Genomic DNA, 15407 nt, shown 5'->3' with positions numbered 1-15407 from the left:
AGCCAAGGCATCGTATGATTCCATTTCGTCATTTATTGTAAAGGGTGCGCTAATTCAGGATGCCGATTCAGCGCTTCACTACAATATTCACAGGCAATACGGGCTGTGATGTCCCCATTTGTTTCATAGCTAATTATATGAGTCCGTTCCTCAGGGGTCAAGGAATAGAATCCAAGGCTAGCTTCCGTTGCAAACGGATGATCGAGCATGGCAAACTGCGATCTGCAATGGGGGCAGATGTATTTGATTGTCATAAATTTTATGCCTCCTGGAACTTCGTTATGCTTAACAGTATCTCCAGAAGGACTTTTCTCAATACTATTGATTAAATTGATTCATAACCCGCAGAAAGGAAATTTCGGTCCAGGCCTTTGCCGCTTCCGCTGCCCGTTTCACGGCATCTTCTACTACTGGCAAATCGTCAGGGGTAAAGGATGACAGTACGTGATCGACTACCTTGCGGCCTGGCTGCGGCCGGTCAATCCCAATCTTTACCCGTTTAAATTCTTCAGTACCCAGATGTGAGATCAAGGACTTCATCCCATTGTGCCCTCCAGAACTGCCCTTTGTGCGAAGCCTGATCTTGCCGCAGGGAATATCCATATCGTCAAAGATAACCAGCAGATCCTCCTCTGGATTCACTTTGTAGAAGTGGAGGAGCGGCCCTACACATTCCCCCGAAAGGTTCATGTAAGTGAGCGGTTTTACGAGAATCACCTTCTCCGATCCAACCCGGCCCTCTCCCAGCAGCCCTTTAAACTTGCCTTCGTTTAAGGAGATATTCCAATTACGAGCCAACTGATCAATTGCCCAGAAGCCTACATTATGTTTTGTCTTTTCATATTCTCTTCCCGGATTTCCCAACCCCACGATAACTTTCATCGTTACACACTCTCTTTCCTATCCACCGAAAAAAGGCGCAACCTTCCCGGTTACGCCTTTTTGTTTTCAGCCAACTTATTGTCCTTGTTCGGCGTTACTTACATTGCCGCTGTTTACTGATTATCTTCGGCATTCGTATCTTTACTTTCATCCTGCTTGGCATCTTCCATCTCTTCCGAGTCCTCAGGTACGGGTGTTGTATCTGCAGGTACCACACTGAGCACCATTTCCTCCGGTTCGTGGTTAACCGTCACACCTGAAGGAATAGAAAGATCCTGCACAACAATAGAGTCCCCAATTGCCAGATTATCCACCGACACGGTTATCGCATCCGGAATCGCACCTGGCAGGCATGCAATGCTAAGCTCCCTGAGTGTCTGCTGCAACACACCGCCGGCTTTAACCCCCGCTGCTTCACCTTGAACCACAATATGAACCATGGTTTCGATTTCCTCGTTCATATTGACTTGATTGAAATCAAGGTGGAGAATCTGCCCTTTTAATGGTTCCTGTTGAACCTCTTTAATGAGCACATTATAAGAATTGCCATTAACATTTAACGAAATGATATGGTTAATACCCTGCTGGCGTACGACTTGAATCAAATCTTTCTCAGTTACAGCTAGAGGCTGGCTTTGTATATCGCTTCCATACAGTACAGCAGGGATTTTTCCCGCTTTTCTCAGTTTATTCGTTGCAGAGCGCTGCGTCTCATGTCTTCTTTCTGCTTTTAATTCCATTGCCATTTGGTGTCATCCTCCTGTACGGTACATGGTCATTATTTACTGTACCCCAAACAGAAGAGGGCAAATCCTATTTTTAATCAAAAAGTTTGCTTACAGACAGCTCTTCATGAACACGAATGATGGCTTCGCCAATAATAGGTGCAACCGATAGAATTTTAATCTTTTCAATATGCTTTTCCGGTCCCAGTGGAATCGAATTCGTTACGACTAATTCCTTGATGCAGGAATTCTGAATGCGTTCAATGGCTGGTCCCGATAATACCGGATGTGTACAGCATGCATATACAGCTTTTGCCCCGGACTCAACCAGTGCATTGGCAGCCAGCGTTACTGTTCCTGCCGTGTCAATCATATCATCAATAATAATGGCCGTCCGGTTCTCAATGTTGCCTACAATATTCATAACTTCGGCCACATTCGGTTCCGGTCGGCGTTTGTCAATAATAGCGATCGGGGCTTCTAGGCGTTCCGCAAGTTTGCGTGCTCTCGTAACGCCGCCGTGATCAGGTGATACCACAACGATATCTTCCAGGCTTTTTTCCAGAAAATACTTTCCGAGTATAGGAACGCCAAGTAGATGGTCGACAGGAATATCAAAAAAGCCCTGAATTTGAGTAGCATGAAGATCCATCGTAATGACTCGGTGGGCGCCGGCTGTTTCGATTAGATTTGCTACCAGCTTGGCTGTAATCGGATCCCGGGCCCTGGCTTTGCGATCCTGGCGGGCATAACCGTAGTAAGGAATGACGACATTTATGCTTTTGGCCGATGCTCGTTTGAGCGCATCCACCATAACGAGCAATTCCATTAGATGTTCATTGACCGGTGCACTTGTAGATTGAATAACGAACACATCCGCACCACGTACGCTTTCGTTCAGTTTAATCTGAACTTCGCCGTCACTAAAATGAACGACCTGAGCATTCCCCATTGGCAGCCCAATATGGTCCACAATTTCTTTGGCCAGTGCCGGATTGGCATTACACGTAAATACTTTCAACTTCGGATCGCGATAATTCGCCATGCTACTCTATGACCTCCACAAAAGTTATTTCTTTTTTGTAAGTTTCTTCGCGTAATCTTCTTTATTTGTCTGGCGTTCGCGGGCTATTGCAAGCGCCTCATCCGGGACATCCCTTGTAATCGTTGAACCGGCTGCAATATACGCGCCTTCACCAACCGTTACAGGGGCAACCAGGTTCGCATTGCACCCGATAAACGAATTGTCTTTAATAATCGTTTTATGTTTATTTACACCGTCGTAATTTACAGTTACAGTGCCGCATCCCACGTTCACCCCGCTGCCGACTTCTGCATCGCCGAGATAGGTAAGATGGGAAACTTTGCTTCCTTTTCCCAGAGATGTATTCTTGATCTCCACGAAATCACCAATTTTAACGGATTCCCCGATATGGGAATTAGGGCGTATATAGGCAAAAGGTCCAACCGTTGCTTCATCATCAATCTGGCTGTTCATCAAGACAGATTGTTTAATTTCAACGCCATTGCCTACCCGGCAGTTCATAAGCTGTGTGTGCGGCCCAATCACGCAGTCTTCGCCAATAACGGTTCCTGATCCAATGATCGTACCGGGATAAAGGACCGTGTCACGGCCGATTTCTACTTCTGTCTCTATATAGGTGGAGGACGGGTCAATGATGGTTACACCTTGACGCATGTGGCGGGTAAGGATGCGTTCCCGCATTAATGCTTCTGCCTTAGCCAGCGCCACCCGGTCATTAACGCCTACCGTGATTTCTTCTGTTATAAAACCCTCAATGCGCTCCCCTTGTCTGCCGAGGATCTCAACCACATCAGGCAGATAGTACTCACCCTGCGCATTGTCATTGCCAACTAGCTTTAGTGCGGCGAATAACTTTTCATTATCAAAACAATAGGTTCCCGTGTTGATTTCACGTACCTTCCGCTCATCCTCTGTTGCATCTTTCTGCTCTACAATACGGGCGACTTCGCCGTTGTCTGCACGAATAACCCGTCCATACCCGGTGGGATCTTCCATGACGCGGGTTAAAATTGTAGCTGCAGCATGGCTCTGTTCGTGTGTTCGGATAAGAGCGGCCAGCGTATCAGAACTGATTAACGGTTCATCTCCGGAGACTACAAGCGTTGTCCCCCGCTTTTCACCTAGAATCGAATCCGCTTGCATAACGGCATGTGCAGTACCGAGTTGCTGTTCCTGCATGGCGTACTCGATTTGGTCACCCAGCTGCTGCTTCACCTTATCGGCTCCATGACCTACGATGACAACGATCTCATCGGCCTGCAGTTCTACCAGGTTATCAACAACATGCTGTACCATAGGCTTCCCGCAAACCGGGTGTAATACTTTGTAGAGTTTGGACTTCATCCGGGTTCCCTGGCCGGCAGCCAGGACAATCGCAAATTTTTCTGACATGGCGACCTCCATTTATCATGACGATAAGTTTCCACACTGACTATATCTTAATTAAGGGTTGATTTCAAGGTGCAAAGAAAAAAGGGACCTCTAAATATTAGGCCCCCTTGCACAACCGTTACGCTCCCTCTTCTACTAATTCTCCCTCTGAGGTTTCTCCTACCCGTTCGTACTCAGCCAGCACTGCGGCTTGAATCTTCTCGCGAGTAGTCGAAGAAATTGGATGCGCGATATCGCGAAATTCTCCTTCGGGTGTACGCTTGCTTGGCATTGCCACAAACATACCATTGTTGCCATCAATAACCCGGATGTCGTGAACCACAAATTCGTTGTCAATGGTAATGGAACAAATCGCTTTCATACGCCCATCCGTGTTAACTCGGCGGAGTCTTACGTCGGTCACTTCCATGTCTGCACACCACCTTTTTCCAGTTATCAAGAGCTTGATAAGTGTAATTCTCCAAAGGGTAGTGAATTCCTCCTAAAGGGATAAAAAATTTCCACTTTTTTTAAAAATACGTTTTCGGTTTCACACAAATGCCATATAAACAGCGGTTTAGGAGCAATAGCACCGCTTATACTATAATGCAGCAATCACTTCGATTTCAAGAAGGGCGTCTTTAGGCAATTGGGCAACCTGCACCAGAGAACGGGCAGGGCGGTGATCCTTAAAGTACTCTCCGTAAATGTCGTTTATAGCCGAAAAGTCATTCATATCCTTTACGAACACCGTGGCTTTGACCACCTTATCCAAGCTGGTTCCTGCCGCGGCCAGAACGGCTTTTAAATTAGCGAACACCTGGTGAGTCGCTGCTCTCACATCATCCGCAACCAAATCGCCTTCTGCCGTAAGCGGAATTTGGCCGGAAGTAAAGAGCAGGTCGCCGATTTTTATTGCCTGAGAATAAGGGCCAATCGCTGCTGGCGCGTGTTTTGTTGAGATCGTTTCCATTTTCGCATCCTCCTTATGTACTTTCTATTTAGTGAAATAATTGCCCAGCTCCAGGCGGACTTCTTTGTCTCTGGTATCCACTTCTGTCATGCTTAGCAGGGAAACATAGTCATCTACAAGAAGCTCAGGTACATTCGCCGTCTCCATAAAAATGCCGATCCCGGCGACCTCAGCCTTAAATTCTTCCAGAAGATCAATCATGCCCCTAACCGTTCCGCCTGCTTTCATAAAGTCATCAATAATAAGAACTTTTGAGTGTTCCGGCATGCTCCTTCGGGCCAGTGACATGGTCTGAATTCGTTTGCTTGATCCAGAAACGTAATTAATGCTTACCACCGAACCTTCTGTGACCTTGCTGTAACGGCGAACAATCACCACGGGAATGTTCAGGTACTGGGCGGCCGCATAGGCAAGCGGAATGCCTTTAGACTCTACAGTCATGACGATATCCGCACCTGATTCCGCGAAAGCGGAGGCAAAGATTCTACCGATCTTCCCCAGGGCTTCCGGATTACCGAGCAGATCAGCCATATAGAGGTAACCGCCCGGTAAAAGCCGGTTTGGGGACTGCAGCATCCCGCATAGATCTTTCATGGTACGTTCAGCTTCTTCCGGACTGGCTTTCGGAATGTATTTAACACCGCCGGCAGCCCCGGCTACTGTTTTCAGCAGGCCAATACCTTCTAATTCAAACAGCTCTTTTATAATCGATAAATCTTCGCTAATGGATGATTTAGCCGATCCATATTGATCGGCAAAAAAAGTTAAAGGGATCAGTTTATGGGGGCGAGCGAGCAGGTGCTGAGTCATATCAACCAGTCGGGCGCTTCTCCGCAGTTTCTTCATTTTATTTCCTCCGTATTAGAACACTTGGCTGACACCAAGATGTGGCGCAGGCGGGCAGCCTTAGTGGCACTTATGTGAAAAAGAAAGACCAAACTTTCTTTTTTACGAAAAAGACGAATATTATGAAGTAATATACCACTTTTGTACGGATTTATGCAAGAGCTACCAGTTGTTGCCTCCCAACACCCTCACAGCGAATACATCTTTACAAAATCCTCTTAGTCCGTTATAAATTCGGTTTGCCCTGGATTCTTTATCCGTAAGGGCAAATACCGTTGGACCGCTTCCGGACATTAAGACCCCATCTGCACCAAATCGCGCCATTTTTTCCTTTATTAAACGAACTTCCGGGTACCGTTCCAATGTGACCGATTCGAGGTGGTTGCTTAACGATTCGCACACTGCCAGGAAATCCTTTCTGTATATCGCTTCCATCATTTGTTTGGACTTGCCGGTATCCTTGAACTGCTCCGCCTTCAGTGCCCCGTATACCTCGGCGGTTGATACGCCTATGGGTGGTTTGGCCAGTATGACCCAGCAAGGCGGAGGGGAAGAGAGAAGTTCGATTCTCTCCCCTCTCCCCTTCGCTAAAGCTGTTCCGCCGTAAACACAAAACGGTACGTCCGACCCTATCCGCGAGCCCAAATCAGCCATTTCCTGCATATTCATTCCTAAATTCCACAGCTGATTCAAGCCCCGAATCGTGGCCGCTGCATCGCTGCTTCCCCCAGCCAATCCAGCGGCTATCGGAATTTGCTTATCTATGTAAATCCGCACGCCCTTGTCAATATTAAACTGCTGTTTTAGGAGCATGGCAGCCTGGTATACATGGTTTCGCTCATCAAGCGGCAGGAAGCATACAGAGCAATCCAGTACAATCTTATTTTCATCAAGCGGCTCAATCGTCAGGCGATCCGCCAGATCAATGGTGGTCATCACCATTTCAACCTCATGGTAACCATCCGGCCTTTTGTACAAAACATCAAGCGTAAGATTAATTTTGGCCGGGGCTTTCACCATTAAACGCACATTTTTCACCTGCTTTTTTCTCCCATTCATTTTTCCGCTTTGACCATTGTAGCATTAAGAGCAAAGCCCCTGCAATGTATGCAAGAAAAAGGCCAGGAGCTTCTCTCCTGGCCTTACGGGGTGTGAGTTTATCTCATATTTTGCTGCGCTAAAGCCTGTTCCGCCAATTGAATGGCGCGCTTTACCATATTCCCGGCATCACGGGTTGTAATACCTCCCCAACCTTCCTTCTGCAAGGTATCGTAAAATCCCAGGTCCTTTGCAAGCTCATACTTAAACTCTTCAGACATGATGCCTCTTCTTCTTGACATAGATGCATCCTCCTTTGTACCCCGTTTCGTTAGTATGCCTTAGACACAAATAAAAACAGCAGGATATTGTATCCTACTGTTCGAGCGGAATGCGTATGTGTTCTTCGTTGCGGCAGATGGTAAGTTCAACTGTTTCGGTTAAAATATCCGCATAGCTATAGGACACGCGTTCAAAGGTATGCTTGTCCTCATCAAGCTTAACAATAAAAACAGACGGATATGTCTCTTCGAGGATACCCGACCTCTCCACGGTCTTGCGACGGCCACCATTAGCGCGGAGCAAAATCCGTTCACCAAGGTGACTATCTAAACTACGTTTAATATCTCTTAACGTATTTCTCGCCATTCAGACCACCTCACTGTATTAAACTATACCACTCATATTATAGTATGTCAAGCGGAACATAAAATTATAGCAACCACAGCAATTAGTTGTCAATAAATTTTTATCTGTAAAATTCAACAAAAAACGGACAGATGTGACCGCCCGTTTTCTCGCGATTTGCCTGCTTTTTCACTGTTTCGGAATGCCAAAGCGAAAACACCCCTTTGTTTCAAGCCCACCAACCCCATCTAACCCTGTAATGGTATTTTTAATCATGTCAAAAATGTTCACAGATTGTCGAATGGAAGTGTACGCTATTTTCTCCGCTATGTACACGGGATCAAGGGTATGGATGTTTATTCGTTTCGGTGAGCTGGCGAAATTAGCCCCAGAAAGAAGAATCGCTTCAAAAAACGATTGGCACGCACCGGCAAAAATGACGAGGTTGTCTTTGCCGGGCTCGTATAGTCTAGCCTTCTCCACAGCCTGAATAAAGTAGCGCGAATTGCGGTAGCTATCCAGGTTATTCGCCGGGCCCCGCTTCGCCTGTAAGGCATCATGGCCTGTTATTACGAGTATATCCGGCCGGTGCTTCTGAAGCAGCTCGGTGACCCGGTTCGGCATATCCTTCTCCGCCATATAATAACCGTCCACCGGTATCTTTAATTCCTCATACACCTGCAGACATCTCTTGAGATAAGTAGAGTCCCCATCGAGGTGCAGAACCCTTCCAGGCCAATCAAATGAACCGCCAACCTCCTCCGAATGGTTCACCAGACGCCATTCGCTGCGGTCGCGCATCCTGTTCCTATCCTGCTGTATGAGCCGAACCGCTTCCTGGGCCCTTTGCCTGTATTTCTGCGTGCGTGTCTCAACCTCATGGGGATCCAGTTTAACCAGATCGGATAGCGGCGCGTCGGCCAGCAGCCTATATTCAAAGCCCAGCAAAAAAGCGGAACCTGTCTCAGGATGCATCTCAATAATTTGAAATAGCATATCCTGCCCGTAAGACTTCCTGGCCACAACATCCCCTACCTTAAAATGAACCATCAATAAAAACCCCCTCTCCCTGCCAGTGTATGCCCGGGCGGGAGAAGGGGTTCATATGCTTACAGGCCGCCATGGCGGCTAATCAGATTGCTGAGCTCGCCAAATTCCTTAATGGAGAGTGTCTCCCCGCGGCGGGCCGGATCAATCCCGACTTGTTCAAGAATGGACAGCATGCCCTCTTTACGCTCTTTGCCAAACAAGTTATTAATCAGGTTGTTAGAGAGTGTTTTCCGCCGCTGCCCAAAACTGGCTTTGACTACCCGGTAAAACATGGCCTCACTATCAACGTCCACGGCCGGTTTCTCCCGGATTCGTAACCGGAGCACTGCTGAATCAACGTTTGGCTGGGGAATAAAAACGCTGTGCGGGACAACGGTTACAATATCTGACTCAGCATAAAACTGTGCCAGCACCGTAAGCGCCCCGTATGCTTTACTGCCGGGTGAAGCAGCTAGACGCTCGGCCACTTCCTTCTGAATCATCACCACAATGTTCTCAAGCGGCAGGCGCTCTTCCAGAAGCTTCATTAGAATAGGACTGGTAACATAATACGGAAGGTTTGCCACGACACTTACCCTGCGGCCATCAAACTTGTCCTGTATTAAGGAGGCCAGGTCCATTTCAAGAACGTCGCCATGAACCACTTCCGCGTGTGGATACGGGGAAAGCGTATCCTTGAGAATCGGCAACAGACGCTGGTCAATCTCAATAGCAACGACTTTACCCGCTTCACGGGCCAGCCGCTCTGTAAGCGCTCCGATCCCTGGCCCTATTTCGATCGCACCCTTCTCAGGCGTGAGTTCGGCTGCCTGCACGATCTTATCAAGGATATTAAGATCAACCAGAAAATTCTGTCCGAGGCTTTTCTTAAAGGTAAACCCGTATTTTTTCAGAATTTCTCTCGTTCTGGTTGGCGTCGCGATATCGCGGTTGTTCATTTGTTTTCCTCCTGTGCTTCAAGCCAGGCTAAAGACGCAGCAAATTCCTCTCGGGATACTTTCAGCATAAGCAGCCTTTTGTGCAGCTGTTTGGCATTTGCATACCCGATTCCCAGCTTTTCTCCAAGCCGAAATCGCCTGTCTCTGGCCTGGGCTCCACCAACTAAGCCTGCCTCAATTAAATCGTCCATTGTAATCTGTTCTTCAGGCGCATCCGCTTCCGTGCGGACTTCAGCCAGAGCCCGTCTGATTGCTTCATCCGTGGCATACTCCACACCAAGGTTTCGTTTCCCTCTGCCTTCATCCCGCTTAATAAAAGCGTGTTTACAGCCCGGAACGTGCTGGCTGACAATCTTGCGGATTCTCTCGCCCTGAAAATCAGGATCCGTAAAAATAATAACGCCCCGCGTCTGCTGCGCCCGGCGGATTCGGTCAAGTACGCGGCCAGAGATAGCTGAACCGCCTGTTTCTATTGTATCGGCTTGAACGGCCCGTTTGATAGCCACGGTATCCGATTTGCCTTCTACCACGATAATTTCTTTAATCATTGCAAGAACCTACTCTCCTTATAAACCAAAAAGAACAGGGAAGGCTTCCTTCCCTGTTATATCATACCATTATTCTGGTTTATTTGGGCCTATCACATACACCTTTTTTCGCTGAACGCCAAAGTCGCTTGCATCCTGTTCCGAATTGAAAAACAGGTCAATGTGATCCCCCTGGATGGCGCCACCGGTGTCCTCAGCCCTTCGAAAACCATACCCTTCAATATAAACCCACCAGCCAAGCGGAACAACACTAGGGTCTACTGCTATGGTTCTTCCTTCCGTCAATTTTGTTCCTGTTTTTGTAATCATCCGGCCCGGGTCATTGGGTGAATAACCGTTCGATGCAGGGTCAGATGAATAAGCTGTCATGGTAATGTCCAACACTTCGCGCGGGGTGAAGGATAGGCCGCTGCCATCTCCCGCCAGCATTGCTGCACGCCGGGTTGACACCTCACTGCGTGAAGCCGTTACCATGTTTGCTGTACCAAGTGCCATGATTCTGCTTTTAGGCTGTACAAGCACTCGTGCATCAAGAAGTTTTTTTGAGGTTGGCTTTCCATTCGTATAGACTACTTCATATCGCTCTACGGCTTTGCCCGGCTGTCCGTCTTGTATCACTCTCGACTGTCCCCGGGCTAACGTGCCGTCCTGTTTTTCTTCTGTATTGAAGGCTATTGTTTTCTGCATTGGTACAATTTTTTGGCTAATCCGACTAACAAAAATAACTGAATTATCTTTCACTTCCTGGTTGAGCGGCGGCTCAACTTTATCAAGCGGGTTTAACTTAATTCTCTGCTCGTTAAGCACCTCCTGAATGGTTTGTCCTTGCGTATAAGCCAATCGTCTGCTGCCTGCTACTGTGAGTGTCACGGGTGTTCTATGTGTAAAAACAACCTGCATCCCGTTATGTAGCGGTGTGGACAACCCGGGTTGAATGAAATCATGTGAATCCGGGTGAATCCCCTGATCCTTTAAAAACTCCTGCAGTGTTTCCGCTTTGGTGTCCACAGCCATCTGCTCACCATTGCAAACAAACTTTATCTCTTTTTTCTGTAAAGCATTAAGTAGGAACCCAAGGCTCACGGCAACAATCATCGCACCAGCTATGTACAGAACCGTCCTTGGGCGCCTCTTTACACCAAGCTGAACTAAACTGTTTTTTAAAATCATATCTGCCTCCTTAGTGGTCGAGTGCCATTGTAGAACATATCCCAAAACTTTGTCAAACCAGTAATTTACAGACTGTTCGACACTTTTTTCGTTTTTTCAATAGGAATATTGTCCTGGTTAGGCGCTCAACCCTTGTCATTACTAAGGTGGCTGGTATGGATATATTTTACATAAGGTCTAAATTTGGAATAATTTTTTCGCGTTTTTCGTCGTGATTTCAGCCAATTCTTCGAACGAAATATTTTTTAAAGCAGCAATTTGTTCGGCTACAAAGCGGACATAACCGGTCTCATTTCGCTTTCCACGATAAGGTTCCGGTGTTAAATAAGGGCAATCCGTCTCGATAAGCAGCCGATCCAGCGGCACCCTCTCCGCCACTTCTTTAGGCTTCCTGGCGTTTTTAAATGTTACAGGTCCTCCGAGGGAGATGTAAAAATTCATCGCCATGCACTGCTCCGCCATCTCAGGACTGCCTGAAAAGCAGTGCATGATCCCGCCTACTTCTTCAGCCTTTTCCTCACGAAGGATGTCCAGTAAATCCTGATGGGCATCCCGATCATGAATGATGATGGGCAGGTTAAGCTTTTTTGCCAGGCGAATCTGCTTGCGGAATACCTCCTGCTGCACATCCTTAGGGGAGGTATCCCAATAATAGTCCAAGCCGATTTCTCCAATTCCTACTACTTTTTCTTCATCTCTGGCCAACTGCTCAATCCATTCAAGATCCGCGTCTGTCAGCGTTTTTGCATCCTGCGGGTGCCAGCCGATAGCCGTGTAAATAAAATCATAGTTATGAGCCAGTTCAAGCGATGTCTCGATGGTTTCTCTGTTATAGCCGATGTTGCAGATGTACGAAACCCCATTTTCCCGGGCCCGCGCGATAACCGCTTCCCGGTCTTCCTCAAATTTCTCGTCATTCAAATGGGCGTGTGTATCAAAAAGCACGTGCTAATGCCTCCTTTGACGATGCTGTCTACTCGTTTTATTCTTATTTGACAATGGCCCCGTTAGGCATGGAGTCAGGAACGGTTGCAAGCGTCAGCTTATCATTCACAGATGCGGCCAGTATCATGCCATTCGAATGCTCCCCGCGCAGCTTCACCGGTTTAAGGTTAGTTACACAGATTACTTTTTTACCCACAAGCTCCTCTGGTGTATAATACTTAGCTATCCCCGAAACGACCTGGCGCTGTTCATAGCCCAGATCCAGCTGCAGCTTCATCAGCTTATCCGCTTTCGGGATTTTTTCCGCTTCCAGTACCTGCGCTACACGGAGTTCCACTTTCGCGAAATCATCAATACCTATTTCCAATTTGCTTTCCGGCTTGTCCGTTGCTGAAGGCTGCTGTCCGCTTAATGCTTCCTGTTTTTTCTTGTTTTCCTCTGCCTGTTTCCGGGCAGCCGCCGTTGTTTCATCGATCACCTTAATTTCCTCTTCAAGATCGAGGCGCGGGAAAATAACGTCTCCCCGGTTTACCTTCAGTCCGCCCGGTAATTTACCCCATACTTTTGCAGACTCCCAATCCGTTAAACCTTCGCCTTCCTGGATGCCCAACTGCTCCCAGATTTTTTTAGGCGTCTTTGTCACAAACGGCTGCAGGGCAATGGAGATAATGCGAATGCTCTCTGCCAGATTATACATCACGGTACCCAGACGGCCGCGTTTTTCCTCGTCTTTAGCAAGTGCCCATGGGGTTGTCTCATCAATATACTTATTGGTCCGGCTGATAAAATCCCACAGATGTGCCAGCCCATTTCCGAAGCGCATCTCATCCAGGTTCTCTTCGAGGCCCGCAAGAGCTTTTCGGGCAGATTCCTTAAGGTCATTATCCAGCGGTTCCTCATCAGAAGGAGAAGGAATGACCCCGTCAAAATATTTCTCAATCATGGCTACAGTGCGGCTTACCAGGTTGCCAAGATCATTGGCAAGGTCGAAGTTCAACCGCTGAATGAACGCTTCCGGTGTGAATACGCCGTCCTGGCCAAAGGCAATTTCACGAAGCAGGAAATAGCGGATGGAGTCGGAGCCATAACGGTCAATTAAGAATTTCGGGTCGATAACATTCCCCTTCGATTTAGACATCTTTCCATCGGGCATGAGCAGCCAGCCATGTCCAAAAACTTTTTTCGGGAGCGGAAGATCTAAGGCCATCAGGATAATTGGCCAGTATATCGTATGAAAACGCAGAATGTCTTTGCCAATCATGTGCACATCTGCCGGCCAGTATTTTCTAAACTTAGAGTCATCTTCTTGCAAGTATCCAAGCGCTGTAATGTAATTAGCCAGTGCATCGATCCACACGTAAATGACGTGTTCCGGGTCAGTTGGATGTTTGATCCCCCAGTCAAATGTGGTACGGGACACACAGAGATCTTCCAACCCTGGCTTGAGGAAATTGTTTACCATTTCGTTGCGGCGCGATTCCGGCTGGATAAATTCCGGATGTTCCTGAATATAATTCATCAGGCGATCCTGGTATTTCGACATGCGGAAGAAGTAGCTTTTTTCCTTAACAAGCGATACCTCCCGTCCACAGTCCGGGCATACATATTTATCGCCTTTTTTTGCCTGGTGCTCGGTCCAGAAGGCTTCGTCCGGCACACAATAATATCCTTCATACTCTCCTAAGTAGATATCTCCGTTCTCCAGTAGCTTCTGAAAAATCTTCTGAACGGCATCCATATGCCGCGGCTCCGTTGTCCGGATAAAGTCGTCATAGGAGATATCCAGGCGTGCCCACAGGTCTTTAATCCAATCCACAATCGGATTGATAAATTCCAACGGCTTCTTGCCTTCTTCTGCGGCACGGCGCTGCAGCTTCTGACCATGTTCGTCCGTACCTGTTAAATAGTAAACATCATACCCACGCAGTCTTTTATATCTGGCAAGTGCATCACAAGCAATCGTTGTATAAGCATTTCCAATGTGAAGCGTGTTACTGGGATAATAAATCGGCGTCGTGATATAAAAAGTTGGTTTGGCCATTTGTTAAACCCTCTCTTTCCACTTTTTCATTAGATTCAAACTTTTATTCAACCAAAAAAAGCCCTCATCCCTGCTGGGACGAAAGCTTCGTGGTACCACCCAAATTCCCTGCCACCCAAGTTAGGTCTGCAGGCTCAATCCCTTAACGCGGGCCACGTCGCTTCCTTATTCGGCTTAGGGCCAAGCTCGAAAGCGATCGCTCAGGGGCCATATTCATCTGCTTTTTCCTGCCGGCTTCCACCCACTCCAGCTCTCTGTGAAGAAAAAGAAACAGATTACTCTTCCCGTCATTGCGGCAAATTATGTTAGCTAATATTACCACTTCATTAATATCGTATTCAACTGCGTCGATTAACTTCATTGCTGAATTCGAATCAGATGTACCCGCAGGGTGATTCACTCTTATTCTATACAGAAACACCCTATCCTCGTCAAGTGGTTGGAGTGATAAACCTATATTTACCTTATCGGCATGGTATTTCCTCTGTAAACTTTCAGAATTTAAGGGAAATATTTGCTTCAATTTAAAGGGTGCAAAATTTACACTAGCTGTTGCCAGGCTGCTGAACGAAAGTGGAAACTGCAATAAAAAACCAGTGTTTTCAAGGGTTCGTCGGTAAATATTGGTCTGGTCTTTCCTGTGTGTCTCCTTCGCCTTCATTTGTCCCTAACCATATGGTAGTAAATGGGTTGACTAGAATTGGAAACACTGTTATTATAGTGATAAATATCTTTTGTCGAATTTTGGCGAATTAATGGCGATAATTTCTTAAATAGGAATAATGAGAGGAGATACTATTTCAATGAAATCCACAGGAATCGTACGAAAAGTAGACGAATTAGGCCGGGTTGTAATCCCGATAGAATTGCGCCGTACGTTAGGAATTGGTGAAAAAGACGCGCTGGAAATTTACGTGGACGGCGAGCGAATTATGCTTAAAAAATATGAGCCGGCATGCATTTTCTGCGGCAGCGTTGAGAACACGGTAACGTATAAAAATAAAATTATATGCGGGGACTGCCTTGAGCACATGCCAGTGCCGCAGCACGCATTATCATCTATATAATAGAAGAAGTCATTACTTGGCTGCGGCAAGCCGCAGGCGAAAGTCGACAAACTTCGTTACTCTTATGTATATAAGAAAGCCGAGAAGACAAAGGCCACTTCCCTTTGTTTTCTCGGCTTTCTGCTTTTTCCATGCTGCGAC

18 protein-coding genes and 1 other annotated feature are annotated in these 15407 nt (G+C 47.0%); of the genes, 1 reads left to right on the top strand and 17 read right to left on the bottom strand.

The window, feature by feature from the left end; genetic code table 11:
- Positions 1-32 precede the first annotated feature (32 nt).
- From PP175_RS00800 to metG, 17 genes are all read right to left on the bottom strand, one after another.
- Entirely contained in the window at positions 33-254 is a 222-nt protein-coding gene (locus PP175_RS00800) for an anti-sigma-F factor Fin (RefSeq protein WP_272441029.1), read from the bottom strand.
- A 64-nt stretch (positions 255-318) separates the two neighbouring features.
- Entirely contained in the window at positions 319-882 is a 564-nt protein-coding gene (gene pth, locus PP175_RS00795; RefSeq protein WP_272441028.1) for an aminoacyl-tRNA hydrolase, read from the bottom strand.
- A gap of 113 nt (positions 883-995) precedes the next feature.
- Positions 996-1628, bottom strand: coding sequence for a 50S ribosomal protein L25/general stress protein Ctc (locus tag PP175_RS00790; protein WP_272441027.1), 633 nt, complete (start codon positions 1626-1628; stop codon positions 996-998).
- A 73-nt stretch (positions 1629-1701) separates the two neighbouring features.
- The gene (locus tag PP175_RS00785; RefSeq protein ID WP_272441026.1) at positions 1702-2652 is read right to left on the bottom strand and encodes a ribose-phosphate diphosphokinase; all 951 of its coding nucleotides are present in this window, start codon (positions 2650-2652) and stop codon (positions 1702-1704) included.
- Between the two features lie 24 nt (positions 2653-2676).
- Positions 2677-4044, bottom strand: a complete 1368-nt coding sequence (gene glmU, locus PP175_RS00780) for a bifunctional UDP-N-acetylglucosamine diphosphorylase/glucosamine-1-phosphate N-acetyltransferase GlmU (protein WP_272441025.1) — start codon at positions 4042-4044, stop codon at positions 2677-2679.
- 118 nt (positions 4045-4162) lie between these two features.
- Positions 4163-4453 (bottom strand): septation regulator SpoVG, encoded by a 291-nt coding sequence (gene spoVG, locus PP175_RS00775; protein ID WP_272441024.1) that lies wholly within the window; start codon positions 4451-4453, stop codon positions 4163-4165.
- Between the two features lie 171 nt (positions 4454-4624).
- Positions 4625-4996 (bottom strand): RidA family protein, encoded by a 372-nt coding sequence (locus PP175_RS00770; RefSeq protein WP_272441023.1) that lies wholly within the window; start codon positions 4994-4996, stop codon positions 4625-4627.
- Positions 4997-5020: 24 nt separating this feature from the next.
- A complete protein-coding gene (gene purR / locus PP175_RS00765) occupies positions 5021-5842 on the bottom strand; it encodes a pur operon repressor (RefSeq protein WP_272441022.1) in 822 nt (273 codons plus the stop codon).
- A 162-nt stretch (positions 5843-6004) separates the two neighbouring features.
- Positions 6005-6871, bottom strand: coding sequence for a 4-(cytidine 5'-diphospho)-2-C-methyl-D-erythritol kinase (gene ispE, locus PP175_RS00760; protein WP_272443143.1), 867 nt, complete (start codon positions 6869-6871; stop codon positions 6005-6007).
- A gap of 128 nt (positions 6872-6999) precedes the next feature.
- Entirely contained in the window at positions 7000-7182 is a 183-nt protein-coding gene (locus PP175_RS00755; protein WP_272441021.1) for a small, acid-soluble spore protein, alpha/beta type, read from the bottom strand.
- A 73-nt stretch (positions 7183-7255) separates the two neighbouring features.
- Positions 7256-7528: a biofilm formation stimulator Veg gene (gene veg, locus PP175_RS00750; RefSeq protein WP_272441020.1), complete on the bottom strand. Its 273-nt coding sequence runs from the start codon at positions 7526-7528 to the stop codon at positions 7256-7258.
- Between the two features lie 168 nt (positions 7529-7696).
- Positions 7697-8557, bottom strand: a complete 861-nt coding sequence (gene yabG, locus PP175_RS00745) for a sporulation peptidase YabG (RefSeq protein ID WP_272441019.1) — start codon at positions 8555-8557, stop codon at positions 7697-7699.
- A 59-nt stretch (positions 8558-8616) separates the two neighbouring features.
- Complete coding sequence (gene rsmA / locus PP175_RS00740; RefSeq protein ID WP_272441018.1) at positions 8617-9495, bottom strand: 16S rRNA (adenine(1518)-N(6)/adenine(1519)-N(6))-dimethyltransferase RsmA; 879 nt, start codon at positions 9493-9495, stop codon at positions 8617-8619.
- A complete protein-coding gene (gene rnmV / locus PP175_RS00735; protein ID WP_272441017.1) occupies positions 9492-10043 on the bottom strand; it encodes a ribonuclease M5 in 552 nt (183 codons plus the stop codon). The genes rsmA and rnmV overlap by 4 nt, the downstream gene beginning before the upstream one ends.
- 69 nt (positions 10044-10112) lie before the next feature.
- Complete coding sequence (locus PP175_RS00730; RefSeq protein ID WP_272441016.1) at positions 10113-11213, bottom strand: resuscitation-promoting factor; 1101 nt, start codon at positions 11211-11213, stop codon at positions 10113-10115.
- A 177-nt stretch (positions 11214-11390) separates the two neighbouring features.
- Positions 11391-12158 (bottom strand): TatD family hydrolase, encoded by a 768-nt coding sequence (locus PP175_RS00725; RefSeq protein WP_272441015.1) that lies wholly within the window; start codon positions 12156-12158, stop codon positions 11391-11393.
- A gap of 43 nt (positions 12159-12201) precedes the next feature.
- The gene (metG, locus tag PP175_RS00720) at positions 12202-14199 is read right to left on the bottom strand and encodes a methionine--tRNA ligase (protein WP_272441014.1); all 1998 of its coding nucleotides are present in this window, start codon (positions 14197-14199) and stop codon (positions 12202-12204) included.
- A gap of 71 nt (positions 14200-14270) precedes the next feature.
- Positions 14271-14499 (bottom strand) — a binding site (T-box leader).
- A gap of 503 nt (positions 14500-15002) precedes the next feature.
- Here metG and PP175_RS00715 point away from each other — a divergent pair.
- Positions 15003-15266, top strand: coding sequence for an AbrB/MazE/SpoVT family DNA-binding domain-containing protein (locus PP175_RS00715; protein ID WP_442870410.1), 264 nt, complete (start codon positions 15003-15005; stop codon positions 15264-15266).
- The last annotated feature ends 141 nt before the right edge of the window (positions 15267-15407 follow it).

The organism is Aneurinibacillus sp. Ricciae_BoGa-3 (genome assembly GCF_028421645.1).
Lineage (GTDB): Bacteria > Bacillota > Bacilli > Aneurinibacillales > Aneurinibacillaceae > Aneurinibacillus_B.
The sequence above is the reverse complement of the archived record's forward strand: the minus strand, read 5'-3'. Positions and strand labels throughout refer to the sequence as shown.